This window comes from Ardenticatena maritima, from assembly GCF_001306175.1.
Classification (GTDB): Bacteria; Chloroflexota; Anaerolineae; order Ardenticatenales; family Ardenticatenaceae; genus Ardenticatena; species Ardenticatena maritima.
This window is the reverse complement of sequence record NZ_LGKN01000004.1, coordinates 1-21,338: the sequence shown is the minus strand read 5'-3', so window position 1 is coordinate 21,338 and position 21,338 is coordinate 1. Positions and strand designations below refer to the sequence as shown.

Genomic DNA, 21,338 nt, shown 5'->3' with positions numbered 1-21,338 from the left:
ACTCCTTTTATTCGTCTGCTACACGTTGCCAGTCAACTTTGAATTTATTGGGACGCCCTTCCTCACAGGAGGCGGGCATATCAAGCGCGATTTCATCACTGGCGCGCACGGATTGCTCCACGATGACCAGGTGCCACAAGCCCGGTGCGACGTCTTCTTGCGAGCGTGCGACAACCACTTCCCAGAACCCCGCATCATTGGTGACCGCCATTTGGCTTTCCGATGAGCCTTCACGAAAAACCAGCACGTTCACGCCAGCACGCGGGGAACCATCGGCATTCTGTACTGTACCAAAGAATCCGTAATATGTGCAATCAATGCCCCCCAACGTGCTCGTAAGCCGATAGAGGGGGAAGGGCGTTTCGCCTGTTTCAGGGGTGGCGGTGGCAAGGAGGGTCTCTATTTGGACAACGATGGGGGTTGGCGTGGGTTCAAAGTTCACAGCAAAAGTTGTTGTGGCTTGCAGCGCGCTTTGCTTGCCGAGGGCGACCGCCTGGTACGTCCCCAGCGGTGCATCTTCCCCCAAGGTGTGCGTAATCAAAAAATTCCCTTGATTGTCGGTGCCGGCTAGCACAATTTGCGCTCCCGTCCCATCAGGGGGTTGAATCTGGATTTCGACGACTTCGGAAGCGCCAAAACCGCTCCCTTGAATGCGGAGCATCGCGCCCGGCATGAGGGTGGGCGGGCTGATGGTGATGGAAGGCGGTGTTTGCGGATTGATGGGCGTGAATGTGGGGCGCGGCGTTGGCAGTTGTGCGAGTTCGCGGGTAGGCGTGGGGGGGGATGGTTGGGCGCGGTTGCTGCATCCCACCAGTGCAAGTGTGAGCACAAGCAGGGCGGCAAGCCAGAAAGAGGGCGACCGCTGATTGCAGGCTTGAATTGAAAACCGGGATACTTTGCGATTCATACCTGTCTCACCGTATGACTTTGCGGGTTGGCACCATGACGTACTGCACCGTCGGCAATTGGACAACGAGCGAACCGTGTGGCAGTAAGGTGTACACCTGTTCAGCAAGTTGAATGTTGACTATTTCATCCGTGATATTTGTCAAGCGCACCGTTGTGCCCCATTGCTCGACCTCTACCGCTTCGCTCGGAACGTGTACGCGGTATGTCGCCACTTCGATGGATGGCGTTCCCAGCGAAACGTCATCGTACAGGCGTTCAAGCACTTGTGTGGGGGTGAGTCCCGTGGTGGCGGCAAGCGTCGCCACGGCGTCCCACGTTTTGAGGTCGAAGCGCAAGACACCTTCTTCAATGCGTGGCGGTGGGGCGCTGGCACGCGCCGGGTTGACCACAGCGGCTTGAACAATGGGCACACGGTTGGGGTCGGGCAGGCGGCGGGCTTGGTGTTTCATCGGGTGGGCTTTGAGGACGTACACGATGGGGAGCACATCGCCGTCGCCGCAGATGGGCAGTGTGTGCCCGCGCACCTGGCGCACTTCGGCGGGGTTGGTGTTGCAGCGGGCTTTGTACCACGCATGCGGCTCGAACCAGGGCGTGGTGCCGTTGCCGGCGTAGTTGGTGACAATCCACGGGTTGAACGCAAAGAAGTAATCGGGGGCGCTGGTGAGCATGTATTCGTAGGCCTGACGCAGCCATGTTGTTTGCGCCTGCACGGTGACGGGGGGGTAGCGTTGATCTTGTGCGTCGCCGATAATCCAGCCCCCTTCTGTGGAGATGACTGGAATCTCAAAGCGGAAGCGGCGCACAAACTCGTAATGGTATGCCTCGAATTTGCGGAAGGCGTTGGAATCTTCGAGAATGGTATCCCCCTTGTGGCGACCGCCGTCCGGGCGATTGGTTGAGCGGTCAATGCTGCGCCAGTAGTTGAGTGCTTCCACGTCCACCTGGTCGGGCGTCAAGCCGTAGAGCGCCAATTCTTCGGGCGTGACGGGTTGTCCCAGCAGGTTGATGGGTTCTTCGGGGTAGGCAAAGGGGTGATTGAGCCCGTAGTTGTGCACGTTGATCCATGCCCCGAAAAAGGCATCTTCAGCGCCGCGTGCTTTCACCCCATCCAAAAACTCGCGCCAGAATTGCAGGTCGTCGTAGTCCCCGCCTGGTGCAAGGGGTGGCGTTGAAGGATAGCCCCCGGCGTCACGCACAGCGCGCGCCGCTGGAATCCACAAGTCCACAATGCGGTCAACTGAGATGGCTTCCCCCGGTCGCCAGCCGCCCGGTTCACCCGCCAGATTCGGTTCGTTGTACAACTGGTAGTAGTGCACGCCGCGCGCAGAGTAGTACCGCACCAGGTGTTGCAGTTCGTTTGTAGGCAGTGGGTCGTTGTAGAGGGTGTAAATGCGCAAAATCGGTTCAATGCCTGCGGCGACCAGCGCATCCACCAGCGCATCCTGGCGCGGTGTTGTGCCTTCGTTGAGAATGACGGTCCACTTCATGCCCATTTCTTGCAGTTCGCGCACAAAGTATTCGATGACGACGGGCTCAAATGTGGCGGCGCCGGGCGAGAAGTGCACGCCCCACCCGTTATCGTTCGCCGGGCGTGGGTAGGCGTGCAGTGGTACAGGCGCAGACCGTTGTTGCGCCGGCGCGGCACGCAAGGGAGCGTTGAAAAGCAGGAAGAGGGCGCTCAGGAGAAAGAGGTTCCACCAAAACCTTATGCGAGCAATAATTCGATGATTACGCATAAGCATTCATCACTGGGAAAAATTTGTTTGAAACCAGGTGCACAGTGTGCGTGTTGCTTTCCAGTGTTTGATGAGGGGGCTTGTGCACCACGGGGGTTGAATGGGCGTTGCCGTTGCCGGTGTGGCGGTGTGCCCAGGAATGAGCAACAATTGCCCCACGAGTAAGGCATTGGGATCGCGCATGTTGTTGGCGGTTTGCAAGGTTTCGACGGTTGTGCCAAAGATACGCGCCAGCCGTCCCAGGGAATCGCCTGGAAACACCATTGTCAAGCGTCCAGTGGGAACATCCAATGCCACGCGCTCGCGATTGAGCACCGTGTCGAGGTAGAAGCGCACCTGTTCGGGGGGCGGTTCGGCAAGAAACGAACCGGGAACAAGCGCCCGGTCGAGCCCGATACGGGCGAACCGGTCGTCTTGTTCGCGCATACGGCAACTGGCGGCGATATAGGCCGGGTAGTCTGCGCCATACAGGTCGTACAAGTATTCGCGCGGCGCAACACGATGGACGCCCCATTGTGAGGAGGGGGCGAAAGGAAAGCGGGGGAGAAGTGAGCAGATGTGGGGGCGGTAATACGCGGCGTCGTCCGCCGAGGCGTGGCGCACCGCTCCTGCTGTGGGGGAATAGCCCCACACCCATTCCCCTGCGTATCGTTGATCGGGTGCAACAAACCCGGCGACTACATCGCATCCATCCCCCAATGTGGCGCGGCTGGTGATTTCTCCCACGAGGACGCGGTGTCCTTCTCCATCACACCCGTCATTGTAAACGGGTGTCCATCCTTGAGCAATCGCATGAACGGGAAACCAAAGCCAAAAAGAGACTGCAAGAGATGCACACCATATCCATACGCGTTTCATAGAGCACACACGCAATTGCTTATTGGTTGCTGGTATCGCGGAAACTCTAATGCGTTGTGCACTTCTGACAAATTGATAAACATTTTGAGAGTATGTATTCATTTATTGAAACAATCCGCCTTTTTTCTTATTGCGCAAGAGAGGGGAAAAGGAGTATACTACTAAGTGTCTATGCGGTTGTGAAAGGAGGAGCCTGTTCAATGCAAATATTGATTGTCGAAGACGACGCTTTTCTCCGTCAACGCCTTGCCTATCAACTTCGTGAGAATGGATACGAAGTGCTTGAAGCCGAAAACGCCGAACAAGCATGGCAACATATCCTCAATGAGGGTGTTCGTCTTGTGATTGTTGATTGGATCTTGCCAGGAATGAGTGGCATTGAATTTATTCGCCGTGTTCGGACTGCTGAACTTCCGCATTACATCTACATTATCATGCTCACGGTACGGCAAGCCAAAGAAGACATTATCAGCGGATTAGAAGCCGGCGCCGACGATTACATTACCAAGCCGTATCATCTGCATGAATTGAAAGCCCGTATTTCGATTGGTGAACGTATTCTTCACCTGGAAGAAAATTTGCTTCAATCGCAAACGCAGTTGCAAGAATTGGCACTGCGAGACGCCCTCACGGGATTGTTCAACCGCCGAGCGATCTACGATCGCTTGCAAACCGAACTGGAGCGTACCAAGCGGATGACCTCTTCGGTGGGGGTTATCCTGGTTGATATAGACCATTTCAAACAGATCAACGATACGTATGGGCACCTCGTGGGGGATAAGGCATTGGTGCATGTGGCGCATATCTTGCAACGTGCGACCCGCCCATACGATAGTATTGGGCGTTGGGGCGGTGAAGAATTTGTGATTATCGCGCCTCAATGCTCGCTGGAACACGCTACGCTGGTGGCGGAGCGGTTGCGGCAGCAGGTTGCGGCATCACCATTGACGCTGGAAGATGGCACGACGATTCCCATACGCCTGAGTGGCGGCGTCACGGTGGTAGAGGCGACAGAGGAAGGCGCCCCCAATTTGGATCGCATCTTCCAAGCCGTTGATGAGGCGCTTTATGCTGCCAAACGCAATGGTCGCAATCGCATCTATGTCGCTCCTTCTCTGGAAGCGCCACCCCAACCTGTTTGACTTGAAAGGAGGCTGGCATGTCTGATACCACATCACTTTCGCTCAACCGACGGCTGATTCTGGTCGTTGTATTGGTTGGGGCATTTGCGCTTGCCGCCTTTGCCTTGGAATGGTGGGTTACATGGCAACATCAGCGGCACATTGCGCGAATTGAGCAAGAATCGCTTATGTTGGCGCGTCTTTCCACACTCGAAACGGATTTGCTGGAACAGACCAGCGCACAGTATGCGTATTTGCTCACCCGCGATCCGTCGGCTCACGCTGTCGCGCAACAGCAAACGGCTCGTATTGAAGCGGCGCTCGACGATTTGCTTGCCGACACTTCCTCGGAACGTCGCATCGCGGATGTCATGGACAACTTCCGTACCGCAAACAGCCTCTATGCTTCGTTAGCGGCGATGGTCCAATCTGGGCAATCGCCTGACAATGCTACTGTGATCCGTTTTGTTGATACCTCGAAGAGCACCATTGCCGCATTGCGCGCCGCGGTTGAAGCACAAGCACGCACACTCGAAACACTCCGCACGGCTGAAACCAGTTTGGCGACATGGTTGCGTCTCGCTTTCGTCTTGCAAATTCTTTTCCTCGTGAGCCTTGTATGGGGAATGTGGCGGATGGCGGCATGGGTGGCGCATGACATGCGCTTGTTGCAGGAAGCCGCTCAGCATGTTGAGAAGACGCTCGACCCCTTGACGGAGGTGGTGCGTGCCTTTGCAGAAGGCGATATAGACGTAGCCGTGGAACCCTCACCACCGCTGACGCTTCCCACGCCCAAATCGGTTGAGTTTGCTCGTGTTCAACGTGTGTTTGCCCAAACAGTGGCGCATGTTGATGAGATGCAGCAGGCGTTGGGCAAAGGCTTGGAACACTTGCGAGCATTGATTGCGAATGTCGCGGTGCAAGGGGCGCATTTGGCGCAAGCGGGGCAAGAATTGCAAAGCGCGGCGGAACAGACGGGGTATGCGACCCAGCAAATTGCCGAGACGATGCACCAATTGAGCCAGGGGACTGTGCAGCAAGCCAGCGACGCCGCCACTGTTGCCCATGCGATCGATCAGATTGCGCGCGCGGCTGATGGCGTGGCGCAAGGGGCGTCAGAACAAGTGGCGGCTATGCAGCGCACCAACGAAATAACCGAAAAAATTACCAATGGCATGGATAGCCTGGAAACACTGGCGCGGCAGGCTTCGACGACCAGCGCAGAGTTGAACGAAGCAGCGACCGAAGGTCGCGAACGACTCGATGCCATGCAAGCGTTCTTGGAGCGGATGCACTCACAAATTGAAGAAACAGCACAAGCCGTGGCACGCATGGATGAGCAAAGTGAAGCCATTGGTTTTATTGTGCGCACAATTGATGAGATTGCCGATAAGACAGACATTTTGGCGTTGAACGCAGCCGTGGAAGCCGCACGTGCGGGAGAACAGGGGCGCGGATTTACTGTTATCGCTGAACAAATCCGCAAATTGTCGGAAGACGCCAAACGTTCCACTGCGGACATTACCAGCATGATTCGCGATGTCCAACACGATATGAGCGCCACCGGTCAGGCGGTACGGGCTGTGGGGCAAGCCATTCGGGAAGGCTTGGCGCAAATCGAGCAGACGGAGGCGCAGTTCCAGCGCGTTTTTGCTGCTGCGCGTGCAACGGATGATGTCTCACAAGTGCTCTACAAAACTGTCTCCGAAGTCCGCCGGCAAGTGGAAAGCGTGGCCGAGTCTGTGCAAACAGTCGTCTCCATTACCGAAGAAAACTCCGCGGCGACACAACAGATGGCCGCCAGTATTCACGAAATCCGCCAGGCGGTCGAAAGTTTGGCAAGCATTTCTGAGGAGACAAGCGCCGGCGTGCAACAGGTCAGTGCCTCTACTGAAGAATTGAGCGCGCAGGTGGAAGAGATGATGGCGTCCGCCCAGCAATTGGCGGACATGGCGAACACCTTGCGCCGATTGGTGAAGCATTACATCAACGATGTTGAGGCAGACCAGCCGAAAGAAGCAAGCAACGAGATGCTTTTCAAGAAATCAAAGTCGGCACATACGCATCGCCAGCCTGTTCATAAAGGAGACAGCCATGAGCGCTGAATCATATGTGTTGTTGCGCCTTGGCGCTGAAACCTTCGGCGTCCATGTGCGTTTTGTCGCCACTATTTTGCCCATGCAGGCATGGACGCATGTGCCCGGTGCGCCGTCCTTTGTTGAAGGCGTTATCAACATGCGCGGCGTGGTTGTGCCCGTGGTCAATTTGCGCCGTCGCTTGGGGCTTCCCGAAGATGAGACGCCGGAACGCCCCATGATTTTGGTAATTGAGTTGGATGGTGAGTATGTGGGCTTGTTGGTTGACCAGGTCGAAACCGTGGCGACCTTGCAAGCGGAAATGATCACACCACCAACCGGCTTATTGAGCCATATTGAGAACCGCTATATTCTCGGCATTCTTTCCGATAAAGACCGCTTTATTGTTCTGCTCGACCCATCGGCGTTGTTTACACCCGACCAACAAGCCGCGCTGCAATCGGCACGTTCGAGCCACGAGCGCGATGACAAGTAGCGTGAAATCGTATGAGTGAATGGCTGTATTCCATTGAGCCCGACGAAATTCCGCTGTTTCAGGCGGATATTGAAGAACACCTGCTGAATATCGAGCAAGTGCTCCTTGCCCTGGAACAAGGCGAACAGAGCGACGAACTTTTGCGCACCTTTTTTCGCGCGGCACACACACTCAAAGCGTTGGGGGGGGTGGTGGGGCACCAGCCCATGAGTACGCTCACCCATACACTGGAAACACTTGTCCAGCAGGTTCAGGAAGGGCGGGTTGAATTGGGTGAGCATTTGCTCGACACCTTTTTCGTGTGCCTTGACTTGCTACGTGAAATGAGTCGTGATGTCTTGGAAAACCGCCCGCCAACGCCGTGCGATACGGCTTTGGAGCAATTGCAAACCTACCTGGTCAATGAAAAAGAATCTCCGCCGGTGCATGGTTTTACACAAGCCGAATCGGACGATATTCAAGAGTACCTGGATGCCGACCAACCGATGCTTGACATTACGATTGAAGCCGACCTCTCTGCTTTTGCGCCGGCGGCGCGGCTCTACCAGGCGGCCATTGCGTTGCTCGATGTTGGGCACGTGGTCGCGTCCGACCCCAATTTGGAGACGCTGAGCGAAGACACAACCCGCCTGCGCCTGATCGTGCGTACAGATGAGCCGGTGGACGCCGTGCGGCGATGGCTCATTGAAATTCCTGATTTGAAACGCATAGAGATTGTTCCCTATTTGCCGCAGCCTCTGCCTGAGAGCGACCAATCGGCTGTGGAGAAACACTCGCAAGAAGCGCAAAAATCTTTTGAAGAAACACTTGAAAAAGAGCCGAAGAAAGAGAAAGCGCCGCTTCCCACAACAACACCTGAGGCGCATGGTGCCGCCTATGAGGGCGTTGTGCGTGTCCCGGTGGAGCGCCTTGACACGTTGCTCAACCTTGTTGGCGAGTTGATTACCCACCGCACGCGCCTTATCGAAATCGAAGCCATGCTTGAGAAAAACCATGTGCCGCTGACGATACAGACGGCGCTGAGTGATGTTCTCGCGCAGCATGTGCAGACAATTGAACAGTTGCAGTATGAAATCATGCAAACCCGCATGCTGCCGCTGGCGATTCTGTTCGGCAAATTGCCGCGTGTTGCACGGGATATTGCACGCGCACAGGGAAAGCATGTGCATGTGAGCGTCGAAGGGGAAGAGACCGAATTGGACCGCTCCGTCCTGGAAATGCTACAAGACCCCATGGTGCACCTCATTCGCAATGCGGTGGACCACGGGATTGAAACGCCTGAGGAACGCGAAGCCGCGGGCAAGCCGCCTACGGGACATATTCTTCTGCGGGCTGAACAGCGCCAGGGCGAAATCTATCTCATGGTGCAAGATGATGGACGCGGTATTGACGCGCAACGTGTAGTGGAAAAAGCCGTTGCGCGTGGTATCCTCTCCGAGGACGAAGCCGCCGCCCTCTCCCCTGAGGCTGCTTACAACCTGCTCTTTCAGACCGGCTTTTCCACCCGCGATACCGTCAGCGATATTTCTGGGCGTGGCGTTGGGTTGGATGTTGTGCGGCACGCCATCGAGCGTATAGGTGGCTCAATTACCGTACAAAGCACGCCTGGCCATGGTACAACGTTCATCTTGCGGCTGCCTCTGACACTCATCATCATGCGTGCTTTACTTTTCAGGGCGGGCACAGTCCTTTTTGCCATGCCGATTATTCACGTGCGTGAAATCGTGCGCTTTCAAGAGGCTGAGCGTTTGACAATGCATGGGAAACCTGTTTTACGCTGGCATGGACAAATGGTGCCTGTTGTCGAACTCAGCCGTGTGTTTGGTGATGAAAAGGTGCAAGTGGCTTCACCTGTGGCTTTCATCATCGTGGCGCGCAGCAATGACTATGTCGCCCTTCCGGTTGATGCTATTGAAGATGAACGCGAGATTGTGATGAAACAATTAGGGCGTTTCGTTCATGCGCCGGCCAGCCTGACGGGATGTACCATCCTGGGCGATGGACGCATTGCCTTTATCTTTGACCATCACATGCTCACGCGAGAACATTAAGAGAAAATGTGAACGATGTCCCAATTTCATTCCGAACCATCACTCTGGCAAACCATACTTCATTCTGACCGTGCTGAATTTCTCTTGAACGATGCGTTTCGCACAGTTGCGCAGAAAGTGAGCGAGTTTCTGGACATGACGTTGGTTCCAGAACCGGTTGCGATTCGCACGTTGACGCTTGATATGTTGTGGGAACAGCACGAGCAGATAGAAGCCGAATATACCGGCGTGTATTTGCTTGCAAAATCACCGGTGACTGCGCATTGTTTACTCGTGCTCAACCCGGCGACAACGACCTATGTGCTCACACAACTTTTGGGGGCACAGGCTTCGGAAGAGAGAACGTTTGATGAAACAACATTGTCGGCGCTTGGAGAACTGGGCAACATCGCGATGACAACCTTGCTCAATACCCTGGCAGAGCATATCGGCATCGCGATGTATCCCACTCCGCCGGTCATCATGGTCGATATGTTGGGGGCTATTTTGAATGTCATTGCTGTTTCGGTCGGAGCCGTGGAAACGTCTTTTCCTGTGTTGCAAACAACATTAGTTGAGCAACAGCGGGCACTGGCTATACAGGTATGGGTTTTTCCAGAATAGGTATCACATATGAACCGGCTTGTCTCCCCCCAGCCAATAGACCAACACGTTTTTCTGGCGCTTATCGGTCAAAAGAAAATTGTGCATGTCAAAATTGGTGAAGTGGCATTTGCAGAAGCACCTGATGTGGTGTTAGCATCCTATGGGCTTGGATCTTGTGTGGCGATCTGCTTGTTTATGCCAAAGTTGAAAGTGGGAGCGTTGATGCATGCGCTTTTGCCTCACCCCCCCTCGACTTTGCAAGATGCTCATAACCCGTATAAGTATGTTCGATTGGGTATTGAGGCATTGGTCAACGACTTCAAAGCACGCGGTATTTCGCCACGCCGTTTGGTGGCGTTTATTGCCGGCGGTGCCAATATGTTGAAGAGTGCGCCGCTTGATATTCCCGCCATGCGTGTTGGTGAGCGCAATGTGGAAATGGCGCATGAAGTGTTATCCGAAATGCAAATTCCTATCATTGCCAAAGATGTAGGAGGGCAACGAGGGCGTTCTGTGGTGTTTGACCCTTCCGATGGCATTGTCTATGTCAAAACACTTGAGGAAACACGTATGCATCGCTTGATGTGAAAGGATCGTGGTATGCCTACCGTGTTGGTTGTGGATGATGCGCAATTCGTCCGCAAACGCCTGCAAAAAATTTTGAGCGAAGCAGGCTTCGACGTCCTGGAGGCAGGCGACGGACAAGAAGCCGTGGACGTATACCGCCAATATCATCCTGACGTTGTTTTGCTCGATATTACCATGCCCAAATTGGATGGTATGGAAGCCTTGCGGCTTATCCGTGAATACGACCCCAACGCGCGCGTAGTCATGTTGTCGGCTCTTGGGCAGCAGGCAATTATTCTCGAAGCACTCAGACGAGGCGCCCGCGATTTTATTGTAAAACCCTTCAAGCCGGAGCAAGTGCTCCACGCACTCGAACTGGCGACACGATCATGAGTCAGCAGATCATGAGCAAGCATCCCATTCGCGTTCTGATTGCCGAAGATTCGCTTTTCACAGCCCATTTATTGCAAAAAATCTTGGAAGACGCCCCCGACATAGAAGTCGTAGGGGTTGCCACAACCGGCAAAGAAGCCGTCGAAATGGCAACGGCACTGCGCCCGGATGTCATCACGATGGACTACGAAATGCCAGAGATGAACGGGCTTGAAGCGCTTGAAATCATCATGAAAACGGTGCATGTGCCGGTTATCATGTGCAGTCTTTACACGCGGCGCGGTGCCGAAATTACCACGCAGGCGCTCCTGATGGGAGCGGTGGATGTTGTGCAAAAGCCGCGTTCGCAGGTGGAACTGCCACTCATCCAGGAAGAATTGTTGCGCAAGATTCGTGCCGCGGTGCGTAGCCAAGGGGTGCGTGCCTTGAAACCGCTGGCTGAACCCCCGCAGCCGCCACCCAAACCCCAATTGGGGCGTCTGTTGCAGATTGGCGACCCTGTGATTGTGATTGCTGCTTCAACCGGCGGTCCACGCACGTTGGCAACGTTGTTGCAATCCTTGCCGCCTGATCTTGGTGCGGCGATCCTGATTGTTCAGCATATGCCGCCCCATTTTACCCACACCCTTGCCCATCGCCTCGATCTGTATTCGGCTTTGCGTGTGGCTGAAGCAGAAGAGGGCATGCGTCTGACGATCGGCTCGGCGTTGCTTGCGCCCGGCGGCGTACATACAACGTTGCTCAATTTCCGCACCATTCGCCTGACCCTTGACCCACCCGTCAACCATGTGCGCCCTGCCGCGGATGTGACAATGCGCTCCGTGGCTCGTTTTCATGGTGAACGCGCCATCGGCGTCGTTCTGACCGGCATGGGAGAAGATGGGCGCGAAGGGGCGCGTGCGATCAAACAAGCCGGGGGGACGGTCATTGCCCAGGATGAATCTTCATCAGTGGTGTATGGCATGCCGCGTGCCGTCGTTGAAGCCGGATTGGCTGACTATGTCCAACCACCTGAGGAAATTGCCCAAACGCTGATTGACTTGATACGGCGGATGAGCAGACATGACACAGCCTGACATTGAATGGGTGTATCTGCGCAGAAAAGTGCTCGACTTGTTGGGCATTGATATTCAGCAGTACAAATCGCGGCAAATGCAGCGGCGTTTGCAATCCTATCTCCGCCGCCAGAAAATTGCTTCATGGCCGCTTTTCTTTCACATGGCTGAAAAAAATCCCTCTTTACTCGAAGATTTACGCGCCTATTTGACCATCAATGTCACCACGTTCTTCCGTGACCCCGAATTGTGGGACCTTTTGCGCGTGCGGTTTTTGCCGCAGATAGCGGAACGTCGTTCCATTATCCATGTGTGGAGCGCAGGCTGTTCGTATGGGCATGAACCCTACTCTCTAGCAATGTTATTTTCGGAGTACGCGCAAAAACGGCTCTTTTTTCGCATTTGGGCAACGGATATCGACCAAGCCGCTTTACACTCTACCAAGCAGGGCGGTCCCTATTCTGAAAAGGATTTGGTCAATGTTCCTCCCAATCTGCGGGAGCAGTATTTTCGGGAGAAAAATGGGGCGTTTTGGGTGATTCCTCGTTTGCGTGCGTATGTGCGCGCCGAGTATCACAATCTCTTGTCCGATCCAATTGACGCCGCTTTTGATATGATTGTATGCCGCAACGTGGTGATTTACTTTGACCAGCAAGCGAAGAAAACATTGTATCGCCGATTGGCGTTAGCATTGCGTCCCCAAGGTCTGCTCTTTGTAGGCGCGAGTGAATCAATCACAATGCCTGAACAATACGGCTTGAAACCTGTTGCGCCTGCGTTCTACCAACGCGACCCCGCTCTCTAAAGGCTGATAGCCTAGCGGCACACAAGTACGGGGGTTCTCGTGCGCCGCAAAACCCGATTGACCGTGCTATCGAACATGGTTTCCAAGCGTGAACCGTATCCCCCCATGACAATCAGCGAGCACCCCAATTGTTCCGCTGTTTGCGTAATTGCTTTTTCGGGCACGAGTGAACTTCTGACAAAAGCGGCTTGAACGCCCCGCTCCTGCAAATAGGTGCGCGCGCGTTGTTGTGCCGGTGAAACACGCCCACGCACGTCCGCCGTCAGAACTGTGAGCGTGATTCGCCAGCGCCGCACCATGTACACACCTAAAGCAAGCGCTGCCGTTGCGCGTGTACTGCCATCGTAGGCGACCAACGCATGCGTGAGGGGGCGCGCTGTATCCGGTACAGCCAACAAGGGGCGTGGGCAGTGCGCTAGCAGCAGGTGTAAGCCGTGGCGCTGTTTTTCGACGATGTCGCTTGGCGGCGGAATGTTCACGCCGATGACCACCAGGTCTACAAGCCGCGCCCGCGCCAGAATGCGCTCCGCAGGGCGTGCGCCGACTTCGACCGCGAAGAAGCCTTCCACGTGCTGCGCGGCACAGCGGCGCAAAAATTCATCTTCCAGCGCGTGCACTTCCGGCGAAACGGCGCGCACGGCTACCGGCACAATGTGCAACCCAAACACGCGCGCGCCCTCTTCCAGTCGGGCGATGTGGAGCGCTTCATCCAACGCCGCCCAACCATGCGCCGAGCCATCCAGCGGGACGAGAATACGGCTGAACAGGTGGTTGGCGTCTTCAGGCGCCACCATCTCGGTCGCCCAGGGGGATTCTTTGAGTGGGCTTCCGCTGTCAAGCGTTTCTTCCAGCCAATCGAGCACGGCAACTTCGGGAGGAATCTCCCAACCCAGTGCTGTTTGCAGCGCGTTGTGATGGCGCACCAGCCAGACAAAGAGATCGGCTTCGGTGCGGTTGGGGAACTCATCCAACACACCCAGGCGCCGAATGGCGTTCGCCATCGGCAGGTAGATGGTGCGATACCAAACATCCGCCGCTTCTGAAAATGGCACTTCGCGCCCTTCTGTTTCGCGCAGGCGCTCTTGTTCTGCCGCAATTTGGTGGAGCAAATCGCGGTAGCGACCGGGCGCAGTCAGCCGAATATCAATGTCAGGATAGCGTGCCTGCAAGCCCGTTTGACGGTAAAAATTGGCTTGTTCGGCGGCGAGAAGCAGGTCGTCGATGTCCATATCGGGCGTCAATGTGATGGGCGTCGGAATTTCGGTCACGTAGGCTTGGATAGTTTGGTCGCCCCGTTCGCGCGCGACAGAGACGCGGTGGTTGCCGTCAATCACAAAATAGACATCACCGACCTTATACACATCAATGGGCAGCATTTTCTCTTCGGTCGCCTGATGGACACGCGCCCAGCGGTCTGCCATCGTATCGTGCAAGGGCAGAAACGAGCGCGTAAAGTCGGTGTAGCGCCCGACGCTTCCCACAATGGCGCTCAAAGGAATCTCCTGCAAACCGAGCGGCCGCCCGAACGTTTCATCCAGTTGCAGCGCATCGCGCACATGCTCGTAGGAGAGCAGGTTGGCGGTTTGCCCACTGAAACGCGCCATCAGTTGTTCCAGCGCAGCTTTGCGGCGTGCGCGGCGAAACTCCTCAACCGCTCGCCGGTGTTGCCAGGATTCGCTCATACCGACTCCTTCGTTTGGTGCGGTTTCGTCATGTGAAGCAGCCACCCCACAAAGGCAATGGCAAACCCCACGGTGGTACACCAGAGCCCCATGCCCCACACAATGGAGCCACCGTAAAAATCGCGCAAAAGGAGTTCAACCCGCCAGAACGCCCAGAGCGGCAGGGTTGCCCCCGCTAGCGCCACCAGCGCCCCCAGCCCCGCCACAAGGCGGTGTGGCGCACGGGCGCCACCGAGCCACACCAGCAACGCCGTCGCCAGCATGATGATGGCGAGCGCACTTTGGAAACGAAATTCAGCCGATTGCCACTCACGCCAACGCTCGTATTCAGGCAGGACGACCAGCGCAAGCGGAAACGTCATCAGAAAAGCCAGCGCCCGCTTGCGCCAATCATGCCGCGCCGCCCAGAACAAAAGCCCCAACGTGGCGGCGGCCGGCGGCAGGAAGAAGAAGTGCCGCTCCCATTGCAGCCCGCCACTGCGCCACAATGTGGTGAACTTGAAGAAATCGCCCATGTCGAGCCCGAGCAGCACCAGTGCAGCCGCCCCCTTGGGATGCGCCACCCAGGGCAGCCACCACCCCACGCCGCCGGCGAGCGAGCCTAGCAGAACCAGCCAAGAGGCAAGATTCGCGCGCTTCATGATGTTTGGGCTTGTTTGCGTTGCGCCAGACGCATGCGCTGGCGTTCTTCGGCTTCTTGCCAGCGGCGGCGGTCATCGTCGGTTTCGAGCAAGAGCGGCGGGATGGGCGCAGGGCGGCCGTCTTCGTCAAGCGCCACATAGACAGCGTAGGCCGAATTGGTGTGGACGATGCGCCCCGTGATGGGGTCTTCGGCTTCGACGCGCATACCAATTTCCATCGAGGTGTGCCCCGTCCAGTTGACGCGTGCATGGACGCGCACCAGATTGCCCACGTAAATGGGTTGCAGGAAGGTCATCGAATCGAGGCGCACCGTCACAACGGGACGGCGCGCGTGGCGCATACCCACGATGCCGCCCGCTTCATCCACCATTTTGAGAACTTCGCCCCCGTGAATGATGCCCACCGGGTTGGCGTGTTCGGGGTTCATCAGGCGTGAAATCGTCAGTTCCGAGGCTGACGCTGGTTTGGGTTTCAAGTCGTCCATGGTTGTTCACCCTTTCGTTTCAGATGGATTTGGTATAGCGGTATTATGCCAGAGGGTTGCCAGTCGCCAAAGATGTGCTTTTCTCGTTTTTCTTGCCTCGTGGTAGAGTTTGAAGCAAACGTTTGTTTGGCAACCAACCCCGAAGGAGTAAGCCATGCCGAAAGTGATGGGTGGACACCTGGTGGCAGCCATGCTCGCCAAAGAGGGCGTGCAGACGATTTTCACCTTGTGTGGGGGGCATATCGCTCCGATTTACGACGGGTGTTTGGCGCACCAGATTGACATCGTTGATACGCGCCATGAGCAAGCCGCGGCGCACGCTGCCGATGCGTGGGCGCGTCTCACGCGCGGGATTGGGTGTGCTGTTGTCACGGCGGGGCCGGGTGTGACGGGAACTGTCACCGCTGTGGCGAATGCGTACCAGGCGGGTTCGCCGTTGCTGGTGATTGGTGGTGCGGCGCCCACAGCGTTTCAGGGGAAAGGGGCATTGCAAGAGATGGAACAGGTGGATTTGTTCAAGCCAATCACCAAGTGGAGCGCTGCTGTTCCCAGTGCCGACCGTATTCCCGAATTCATGGCGCGGGCGTTCCGTATTGCGCTGGATGGACGGCCTGGGCCGGTCTTTTTGGAAATGGCGTTCGATATTCTCGCCGACATTGTCAATACCGACCAAACGCCTTTGCCGGAACGCTATCGCACAACAGCCCGCCCCTATCCCGACCCACGCGCGATTGCGCAAGCGGCCAATTTGCTCCGCAATGCGAGCCGTCCGGTGCTGATTGCTGGTTCCACCGCGTATTGGGACGATGCGACCGAGATTTTGCAGCGTTTCGCCGAAGAAACCGCTATCCCCACCTATCTCAATGGTATGGCGCGCGGCTTGTTGCCCCCCGACCACCCCAGCGCCTTCTTCCTTTCGCGAGGGAAGGCGTTGCAACAGGCGGATGTGGTGATCATTGCCGGGACGCCGCTTGATTTCCGCCTCAAATACGGGGCGTTCAATGCGAATGCGCGGCTGATTCAGATTGAACCTGACGGGACGCAAATTGGGCAGAACCGCGATGCCGATGTCGGTATTGTGGGCGATGTGCGTGCGACGCTGGAAGCTTTGTTGGCGGCGCTGACGGAGGAGGGCGGTGTTTCGTTCGCAGCGTGGCGGCGTGATGTGGAAGCCCTCGAACGGGCGCAGGCTGAAGCCCAAGCCGAGTACGAGCGGAGCAATGCGACACCCATTCATCACTTCCGCCTGGCGCGTGAGATTGCCAACGTGCTCGACGACCGCACAATCTTCATCGGAGATGGTGGCGATGTGGTGGCGATGGCGGCGAAGGTGGTGCGTCCCCATGCCCCCGGTCTCTGGCTCGATCCGGGTCCGTTGGGGTGTCTGGGGGTGGGGCAGCCGTTCGCTCTGGCGGCGAAGAAACTGCGCCCTGAGTACAAAGTACTGTTGCTGAGCGGCGATGGGTCGTTTGGTTTCAATGGTTTTGAGTTGGATACGGCGGTGCGCCATCACTTGCCGTTTGTCACCGTGGTTGGGAATGATGCACAATGGGGGCAAATTCGCAACCCACAGGTGCAATTTTTTGGTGAAGAACGCGCTGTTGCCACCAAGTTGGCGTTTACGCGCTACGATTTGGTAGCGGAAGCGTTAGGGGGTGTGGGGGTGCTCGTAGAAGCACCGGATGAACTTCGCCCAGCCCTTGAACAAGCGTTCTCGCTGGACAAACCGGTGGTGATCAACGCAGCGCTTGACCCGAAGGGGTTAGCGCATATGGCGGGGCGGGCGTATGTTCTCTGACGAGGGCATGCGTGTTTGGCTTGCTCTGTACACCATCAAAAGGCGCCTCGTAAAGAGGCGCTTTTTTGCTTTGCCGCTCAATGTGTCTGTGGGGAGGATGTCGTCCCTGGCTCGCTGGTGTACTCTTCAAGGAGCCGATTCGCAAAACGCCAACTCCGCACGGTGACAAGTATCACGCCGCCGAGGAGGAATGCAGCCCACAGCATGGCAGGCAGCGAGGAGGATGTTGTAACTCCAGAAAGAAGTATGCCCAGCACGATGCTCAATATCCCCAGCAGCAAGAGTTCGCGCCCCATTCGCGCATTGGCTTCGTACCACACACGTTCGTTGGCAAATGTGGCCGGAATCCGCAAGCCATACCAATGGTTTTTGGGTATTCTTTTCTGGATAAGAGGAATAGCCAGGGCGATAAAAAGCAGCCCGGTGAGAGATGAGAGCCCGAGGAGAAACAGGGTATCGCTGCTCATAGGTGGTACCTCCCTTTTGCTATAGGCATCATGCTATTGCAGGCGGGAATGCAGTTGCCCTTCTCCGGTGTGTGTTCCCACTTTTCCTTATACGATCCACGCCGAGGGCGTGTTTCTCTTTCTCGAAAGCCATTGCGGGGGCTTCACTTCATCTTTTTTACTTGCGCCTGCAAGAGGAATAGAGGCATTCCGAGATTGTGGCGGAGAGGGTGAGGGGCTGACAATTGGGCATTCTGCTTCAGCGCTAGAAAGCCTGCTCGCAAACGTTATCCGACTACTCACTCCAATGATAGAGAATGACCCGCTCCGCCTGTTGCAAAGATTGGGCAAAGCGGTCCATGCGCTTGCGGAAGGAGGTGGATATTTTTAGACTGCTCTGCTTCCGCGCTATCTGATAGGCTTTTCGGTAGTGCTCGTCCATCTCCCGTGCTTCGGATGGGGTGAGTAGCTCTACAAACCCCATCTGCACAGGATTGGACATCTCGAAGCTGCGCTCGTCGAGCCGGTGGCGTTGGCGGAAGAAGTCATACCATTCTTTGAAGTCTTGCACTTTGTCCGTGTAGAAAGAAGACCACCAATCCGGGTCCCAGACCTCGCATCCCGGCTGGCTATGTGCAGGCACTACCCACACCTGTTTTCGCTCTACAATGAGCCATCTGGCTTTTGTCACCATGTCCAGAAGGGCGGTTCGCTGCTGCTCAATCTCGGCGTCTTTGGTCTTCCGTTGGGGAAGTAGCCAGACTGCCTTGCGCTCGTCCGAATTAACCCCAAGAATGTTTTCCTGCGCCAACAGGAGCACCTCCCGACCGTCAGGCAGGACTATCTGGCGGCTGGCGTTCACCTCAAAAAGGCGTTCCGCATCCCACCAGGATGGCATGACGAAGGTCAGCCCTTCGCGAGGCGCGTCTCGTTTGAGCAGATAGACGGTCACGTGCCAGATCATCATCCCCAGATATGGATTTGCATGTAGGTTTCCAAGTTTTTTCGCGCAGGGGCGAGACCATCTTTATCTCTTTCTCTTCTGGCCGCAAGTGGCAAAAGTTTTGCCTGTAAGAGGACTGATGTTCTCTGGTTTCCAGTCTTGTGGTCTCAATTTCTTGGTTGTTATTTTATGAATCTCCGATGAGGTTGACCCTCTTGGTGCATAACGGTCGGCTGCAAGCGCGTGTTAGCCAGCGGTGGCTGGCGCAACACCCCTACGACGTGGACACGCCACCCCCAGCCTGTACCCAACCAGCCGCACCTTGCTGAGGAAGCGCGCACAAGCCGCCTCGCCTCGCAATCAGCCAGTGTTGGAGCGCCGAACAACGCCTGGAAGATCCATCTCCACTCTTCGTTGGTCACGCCAGGGCGAGCGGCCTGCTTGTGGCCGGCCGTGTGCGAAGACGGCGGCACGGCGTCTACAGCGTTCTTGCCATCACCTGAGAGTGGGTTTCTTTGGTGAGAAGTGTGCTGCGTGAGACCATCTCTCTGGCGTTGCGGCGGTTCGTCCTGTCAAAGTACGAGCGAATGAGCGGCTAACGGTTGGCTTAGCGGCCGGGGCGGTGTTAACCAGAAAAAATCTTTGCCCAGAACCATTGGGCAAAATCGCGCTGCTTATCTCCGGGGCATAGCCCCGGTCTGCTACAGCCGGGGTTAGGCTTCACCTTGTCTGAACAAATTACTTGTCTTCGATACGCTGGTCCGTTTTCTCCTTTTCCAAGCGATTACTTCTGCCAACACCAAGAACAAGAGAATTGGTGCTAAATCTCCTTCTCGGCCAATCAGCGGTGCATTCATCCCACCGTGAAATAGACCAACGAAGAGCACATTTTGGCTGCGCAAAAACAACCACGCCAACAACACACCTACCAGAAACAATGGAAACATTTGTCTCATTAGCACATCGGGTGTTAGTTCCATGCCATGCACAAATATCCGCTGCGGAATGTGAAATGTGGCAAAGATAAGACTGCTGATTACCACGCCTGCTACCTTTGACCACACCCGGCCGGTTTTCGCAAAGAATTGTGTCAGTCTGGTGAAAATATACCCCCTAAAAAGCACTTCTTCGGCTATGCCAACAAATAGCCACTGCACGAAAATCTTGGACAACGGAGATTCAAAGTTTTCACTGAACGGGTATCCCAACTTGAAGTTAACGCTGATGATAAGTATTGCCCATAGCATCCAACCAACCGCTATGACTTTCACGGTTTGTTGAAGTCCTTCCTTTGTCCAACCAATCTCTTCCAGATTCACCGTATCATTGCGAATAGCAAAAAGGGCAATTGCTAACACGACCAATGAGCCAATAGCAGTGAACATATACTTGGACAAATTATTGGAAGGAAGTAATGACGCTACCCAAAATAGTGCAACTGGCAGCAGATAGGTTACGATGATCGTTGTGAAGAAGATCGTTGCCTTACGCTGTTCACTTTGTCTTTGCATATTTCCTCCACTGTTCGACACTGAAGAAGCCTAACGACAGGCTTCAGCCGCCGCGATCGCAGCGGAGCGGGTCGGCTGCAAGCGCGTGTTAGCCAGCGTTGGCTGGCGCAACACCCCACGACGTGGACACGCCTCCGCGTGCTCGTGGCAACGCACCGCCACACCGCGCTTGTCTGCCCACCAACATGCCCCACGCATTCAACCAGTCCTCACCTTGCTGAGGAAGTGCGCGCAAGCCGCCTTGTCCATCAGCCAGCCTGTACTGGAGCGTCGAGCAACACCGACAAGCCCCAGCCTCACTTTTCGTTCGTCACGCCAGGGCGAGCGGCCTGCTTGTGGCCGGTCGTGTGCGAAGACGGCGGCATGGCGTCTACGGCATTCTTGCCATCACCTGAGAGTGGGCTTCTTTGGTGAGGTTGTGTGCTGAGCGGAACCCTCTCTCTGGTGCAGCGAGGGTTCGTCCTGTCAAAGTACAAGCGAATGAGCGGCTAACGGCTTGCGATTCAGCCGCAGGCCGACCGAAGGGAGGCCTGTCGGCTCAAAGCGCAGGTTGGGCGGCCAACTCAACTAAATATTTACATCCTTTCAACAATTGCCTGTTGGATCTTTTTGGCATTTCCCACAGAGTACTTGTGTCTTTTGCCATCATTTGTGTGGATCACTACCACATTGAGAAACCGAGGGGTTTCAACGCTGGCTATGTTATTAAATGGTATCACTCTCTTGCGTCTAAATGGCCAAAATCCCGTTATAATCTCTACCCGATTGTCGTAGATGATAAGCCTATTACCAAGAATGGCTGAACCGAACTTGAGTACATCTGACATGCTGCACCTCCGTATGCTTGGTCAGAAGCCGGATAGCGGGCAAACCACTCTTCCAACTTGCGACGAATCGTGGCAAACTTAACCCTTGCCGTACGGTTCAAGTAAGCAAAGAATGGCTCAGCATATTGAGCCAATTCGTGGTCGTTTCTTTCCGTTTCGTCGAAAAGTCTCATATGTTCCAACGTCACGTGATAAGTTGGTGAACCGACTGATTGTAGCGCAGCGGCCTAACGATAGCGTCAGCGGCGCGGCGTCGCCGTCCTTCCACCACTGCTGGCGAAGCCAACATCGCCCGAAATGCCGCCCGCGTTGCCCCGCGGCGCAGCCGCGTCCGCTGAACGCAGGGTTGGGCAG

At 55.8% G+C, this 21,338-nt stretch carries 19 protein-coding genes; 10 read left to right on the top strand and 9 right to left on the bottom strand.

What is annotated here, in order from left to right; genetic code table 11:
- Positions 1 to 7: 7 nt before the first annotated feature.
- Genes SE16_RS04955 through SE16_RS15320 form a run of 3 tightly spaced genes read right to left on the bottom strand, consistent with a single transcriptional unit; the run spans position 8 to position 3,371 of the window.
- The gene (locus SE16_RS04955; RefSeq protein WP_054492835.1) at positions 8 to 907 is read right to left on the bottom strand and encodes a carboxypeptidase-like regulatory domain-containing protein; all 900 of its coding nucleotides are present in this window, start codon (positions 905 to 907) and stop codon (positions 8 to 10) included.
- A gap of 7 nt (positions 908 to 914) precedes the next feature.
- The gene (locus tag SE16_RS04950) at positions 915 to 2,645 is read right to left on the bottom strand and encodes a glycoside hydrolase family protein (RefSeq protein WP_054492834.1); all 1,731 of its coding nucleotides are present in this window, start codon (positions 2,643 to 2,645) and stop codon (positions 915 to 917) included.
- Between the two features lie 9 nt (positions 2,646 to 2,654).
- The gene (locus SE16_RS15320) at positions 2,655 to 3,371 is read right to left on the bottom strand and encodes a LysM peptidoglycan-binding domain-containing protein (RefSeq protein WP_160316972.1); all 717 of its coding nucleotides are present in this window, start codon (positions 3,369 to 3,371) and stop codon (positions 2,655 to 2,657) included.
- Positions 3,372 to 3,703: 332 nt separating this feature from the next.
- On the opposite strand from SE16_RS15320, the gene SE16_RS04940 reads away from it, so the two are divergent.
- The 9 genes from SE16_RS04940 to SE16_RS04900 are packed head-to-tail and all read left to right on the top strand — an operon-like array spanning position 3,704 to position 12,651.
- Positions 3,704 to 4,645: a GGDEF domain-containing response regulator gene (locus SE16_RS04940; RefSeq protein ID WP_054492832.1), complete on the top strand. Its 942-nt coding sequence runs from the start codon at positions 3,704 to 3,706 to the stop codon at positions 4,643 to 4,645.
- A gap of 17 nt (positions 4,646 to 4,662) precedes the next feature.
- Positions 4,663 to 6,729: a methyl-accepting chemotaxis protein gene (locus SE16_RS04935; protein ID WP_054492831.1), complete on the top strand. Its 2,067-nt coding sequence runs from the start codon at positions 4,663 to 4,665 to the stop codon at positions 6,727 to 6,729.
- A complete protein-coding gene (locus SE16_RS04930; RefSeq protein WP_054492830.1) occupies positions 6,719 to 7,195 on the top strand; it encodes a chemotaxis protein CheW in 477 nt (158 codons plus the stop codon). Before SE16_RS04935 ends, SE16_RS04930 begins: the two co-directional genes overlap by 11 nt.
- 11 nt (positions 7,196 to 7,206) lie before the next feature.
- Positions 7,207 to 9,246: a chemotaxis protein CheA gene (locus SE16_RS04925; RefSeq protein ID WP_054492829.1), complete on the top strand. Its 2,040-nt coding sequence runs from the start codon at positions 7,207 to 7,209 to the stop codon at positions 9,244 to 9,246.
- A 15-nt stretch (positions 9,247 to 9,261) separates the two neighbouring features.
- On the top strand, positions 9,262 to 9,849 hold the full coding sequence (locus SE16_RS04920) for a chemotaxis protein CheC (RefSeq protein WP_054492828.1): 588 nt from the start codon (positions 9,262 to 9,264) through the stop codon (positions 9,847 to 9,849).
- 9 nt (positions 9,850 to 9,858) lie between these two features.
- Positions 9,859 to 10,419, top strand: a complete 561-nt coding sequence (locus SE16_RS04915) for a chemotaxis protein CheD (protein WP_054492827.1) — start codon at positions 9,859 to 9,861, stop codon at positions 10,417 to 10,419.
- 12 nt (positions 10,420 to 10,431) lie between these two features.
- The gene (locus SE16_RS04910) at positions 10,432 to 10,791 is read left to right on the top strand and encodes a response regulator (protein ID WP_054492826.1); all 360 of its coding nucleotides are present in this window, start codon (positions 10,432 to 10,434) and stop codon (positions 10,789 to 10,791) included.
- 11 nt (positions 10,792 to 10,802) lie between these two features.
- Positions 10,803 to 11,867 carry a protein-glutamate methylesterase/protein-glutamine glutaminase gene (locus SE16_RS04905; protein WP_054492825.1) on the top strand — a complete coding sequence of 355 codons (1,065 nt, stop codon included), beginning with the start codon at positions 10,803 to 10,805 and terminating at the stop codon, positions 11,865 to 11,867.
- Entirely contained in the window at positions 11,854 to 12,651 is a 798-nt protein-coding gene (locus SE16_RS04900) for a CheR family methyltransferase (RefSeq protein WP_054492824.1), read from the top strand. The genes SE16_RS04905 and SE16_RS04900 overlap by 14 nt, the downstream gene beginning before the upstream one ends.
- 11 nt (positions 12,652 to 12,662) lie before the next feature.
- Here the strand turns inward: SE16_RS04900 and SE16_RS04895 are convergent, their stop codons facing one another.
- From SE16_RS04895 to SE16_RS04885, 3 genes are read right to left on the bottom strand one after another with little or no spacing between them, the layout of a single operon-like run.
- Entirely contained in the window at positions 12,663 to 14,333 is a 1,671-nt protein-coding gene (locus SE16_RS04895) for a universal stress protein (RefSeq protein WP_054492823.1), read from the bottom strand.
- Entirely contained in the window at positions 14,330 to 14,974 is a 645-nt protein-coding gene (locus SE16_RS04890; RefSeq protein WP_060687297.1) for a hypothetical protein, read from the bottom strand. Before SE16_RS04890 ends, SE16_RS04895 begins: the two co-directional genes overlap by 4 nt.
- The gene (locus SE16_RS04885; protein WP_054494032.1) at positions 14,971 to 15,459 is read right to left on the bottom strand and encodes an acyl-CoA thioesterase; all 489 of its coding nucleotides are present in this window, start codon (positions 15,457 to 15,459) and stop codon (positions 14,971 to 14,973) included. Before SE16_RS04885 ends, SE16_RS04890 begins: the two co-directional genes overlap by 4 nt.
- Positions 15,460 to 15,613: 154 nt before the next feature.
- Between SE16_RS04885 and SE16_RS04880 the strand changes: the two genes are divergently transcribed.
- Positions 15,614 to 17,257, top strand: a complete 1,644-nt coding sequence (locus SE16_RS04880; protein ID WP_054494031.1) for a thiamine pyrophosphate-binding protein — start codon at positions 15,614 to 15,616, stop codon at positions 17,255 to 17,257.
- Positions 17,258 to 17,334: 77 nt separating this feature from the next.
- Here the strand turns inward: SE16_RS04880 and SE16_RS04875 are convergent, their stop codons facing one another.
- The 3 genes from SE16_RS04875 to SE16_RS04865 all read right to left on the bottom strand — a co-directional run bounded on the left by SE16_RS04875 (position 17,335) and on the right by SE16_RS04865 (position 20,157).
- Positions 17,335 to 17,724, bottom strand: a complete 390-nt coding sequence (locus tag SE16_RS04875) for an SdpI family protein (RefSeq protein ID WP_054494030.1) — start codon at positions 17,722 to 17,724, stop codon at positions 17,335 to 17,337.
- A 274-nt stretch (positions 17,725 to 17,998) separates the two neighbouring features.
- Positions 17,999 to 18,667: a hypothetical protein gene (locus SE16_RS04870; protein ID WP_161804511.1), complete on the bottom strand. Its 669-nt coding sequence runs from the start codon at positions 18,665 to 18,667 to the stop codon at positions 17,999 to 18,001.
- A gap of 692 nt (positions 18,668 to 19,359) precedes the next feature.
- Complete coding sequence (locus SE16_RS04865; protein WP_054494028.1) at positions 19,360 to 20,157, bottom strand: CPBP family intramembrane glutamic endopeptidase; 798 nt, start codon at positions 20,155 to 20,157, stop codon at positions 19,360 to 19,362.
- Positions 20,158 to 21,338 lie beyond the last annotated feature (1,181 nt).

Coding starts and splice junctions, on each gene's coding strand:
- SE16_RS04955 (WP_054492835.1), bottom strand. CDS start 907: ATGAATCGCAAAGTATCCCGGTTTTCAATTCAAGCCTGCAATCAGCGG.
- SE16_RS04950 (WP_054492834.1), bottom strand. CDS start 2,645: ATGCGTAATCATCGAATTATTGCTCGCATAAGGTTTTGGTGGAACCTC.
- SE16_RS04940 (WP_054492832.1), top strand. CDS start 3,704: ATGCAAATATTGATTGTCGAAGACGACGCTTTTCTCCGTCAACGCCTT.
- SE16_RS04935 (WP_054492831.1), top strand. CDS start 4,663: ATGTCTGATACCACATCACTTTCGCTCAACCGACGGCTGATTCTGGTC.
- SE16_RS04930 (WP_054492830.1), top strand. CDS start 6,719: ATGAGCGCTGAATCATATGTGTTGTTGCGCCTTGGCGCTGAAACCTTC.
- SE16_RS04925 (WP_054492829.1), top strand. CDS start 7,207: ATGAGTGAATGGCTGTATTCCATTGAGCCCGACGAAATTCCGCTGTTT.
- SE16_RS04920 (WP_054492828.1), top strand. CDS start 9,262: ATGTCCCAATTTCATTCCGAACCATCACTCTGGCAAACCATACTTCAT.
- SE16_RS04915 (WP_054492827.1), top strand. CDS start 9,859: ATGAACCGGCTTGTCTCCCCCCAGCCAATAGACCAACACGTTTTTCTG.
- SE16_RS04910 (WP_054492826.1), top strand. CDS start 10,432: ATGCCTACCGTGTTGGTTGTGGATGATGCGCAATTCGTCCGCAAACGC.
- SE16_RS04905 (WP_054492825.1), top strand. CDS start 10,803: ATGAGCAAGCATCCCATTCGCGTTCTGATTGCCGAAGATTCGCTTTTC.
- SE16_RS04900 (WP_054492824.1), top strand. CDS start 11,854: ATGACACAGCCTGACATTGAATGGGTGTATCTGCGCAGAAAAGTGCTC.
- SE16_RS04895 (WP_054492823.1), bottom strand. CDS start 14,333: ATGAGCGAATCCTGGCAACACCGGCGAGCGGTTGAGGAGTTTCGCCGC.
- SE16_RS04890 (WP_060687297.1), bottom strand. CDS start 14,974: ATGAAGCGCGCGAATCTTGCCTCTTGGCTGGTTCTGCTAGGCTCGCTC.
- SE16_RS04885 (WP_054494032.1), bottom strand. CDS start 15,459: ATGGACGACTTGAAACCCAAACCAGCGTCAGCCTCGGAACTGACGATT.
- SE16_RS04880 (WP_054494031.1), top strand. CDS start 15,614: ATGCCGAAAGTGATGGGTGGACACCTGGTGGCAGCCATGCTCGCCAAA.
- SE16_RS04875 (WP_054494030.1), bottom strand. CDS start 17,724: ATGAGCAGCGATACCCTGTTTCTCCTCGGGCTCTCATCTCTCACCGGG.
- SE16_RS04870 (WP_161804511.1), bottom strand. CDS start 18,667: ATGATCTGGCACGTGACCGTCTATCTGCTCAAACGAGACGCGCCTCGC.
- SE16_RS04865 (WP_054494028.1), bottom strand. CDS start 20,157: ATGCAAAGACAAAGTGAACAGCGTAAGGCAACGATCTTCTTCACAACG.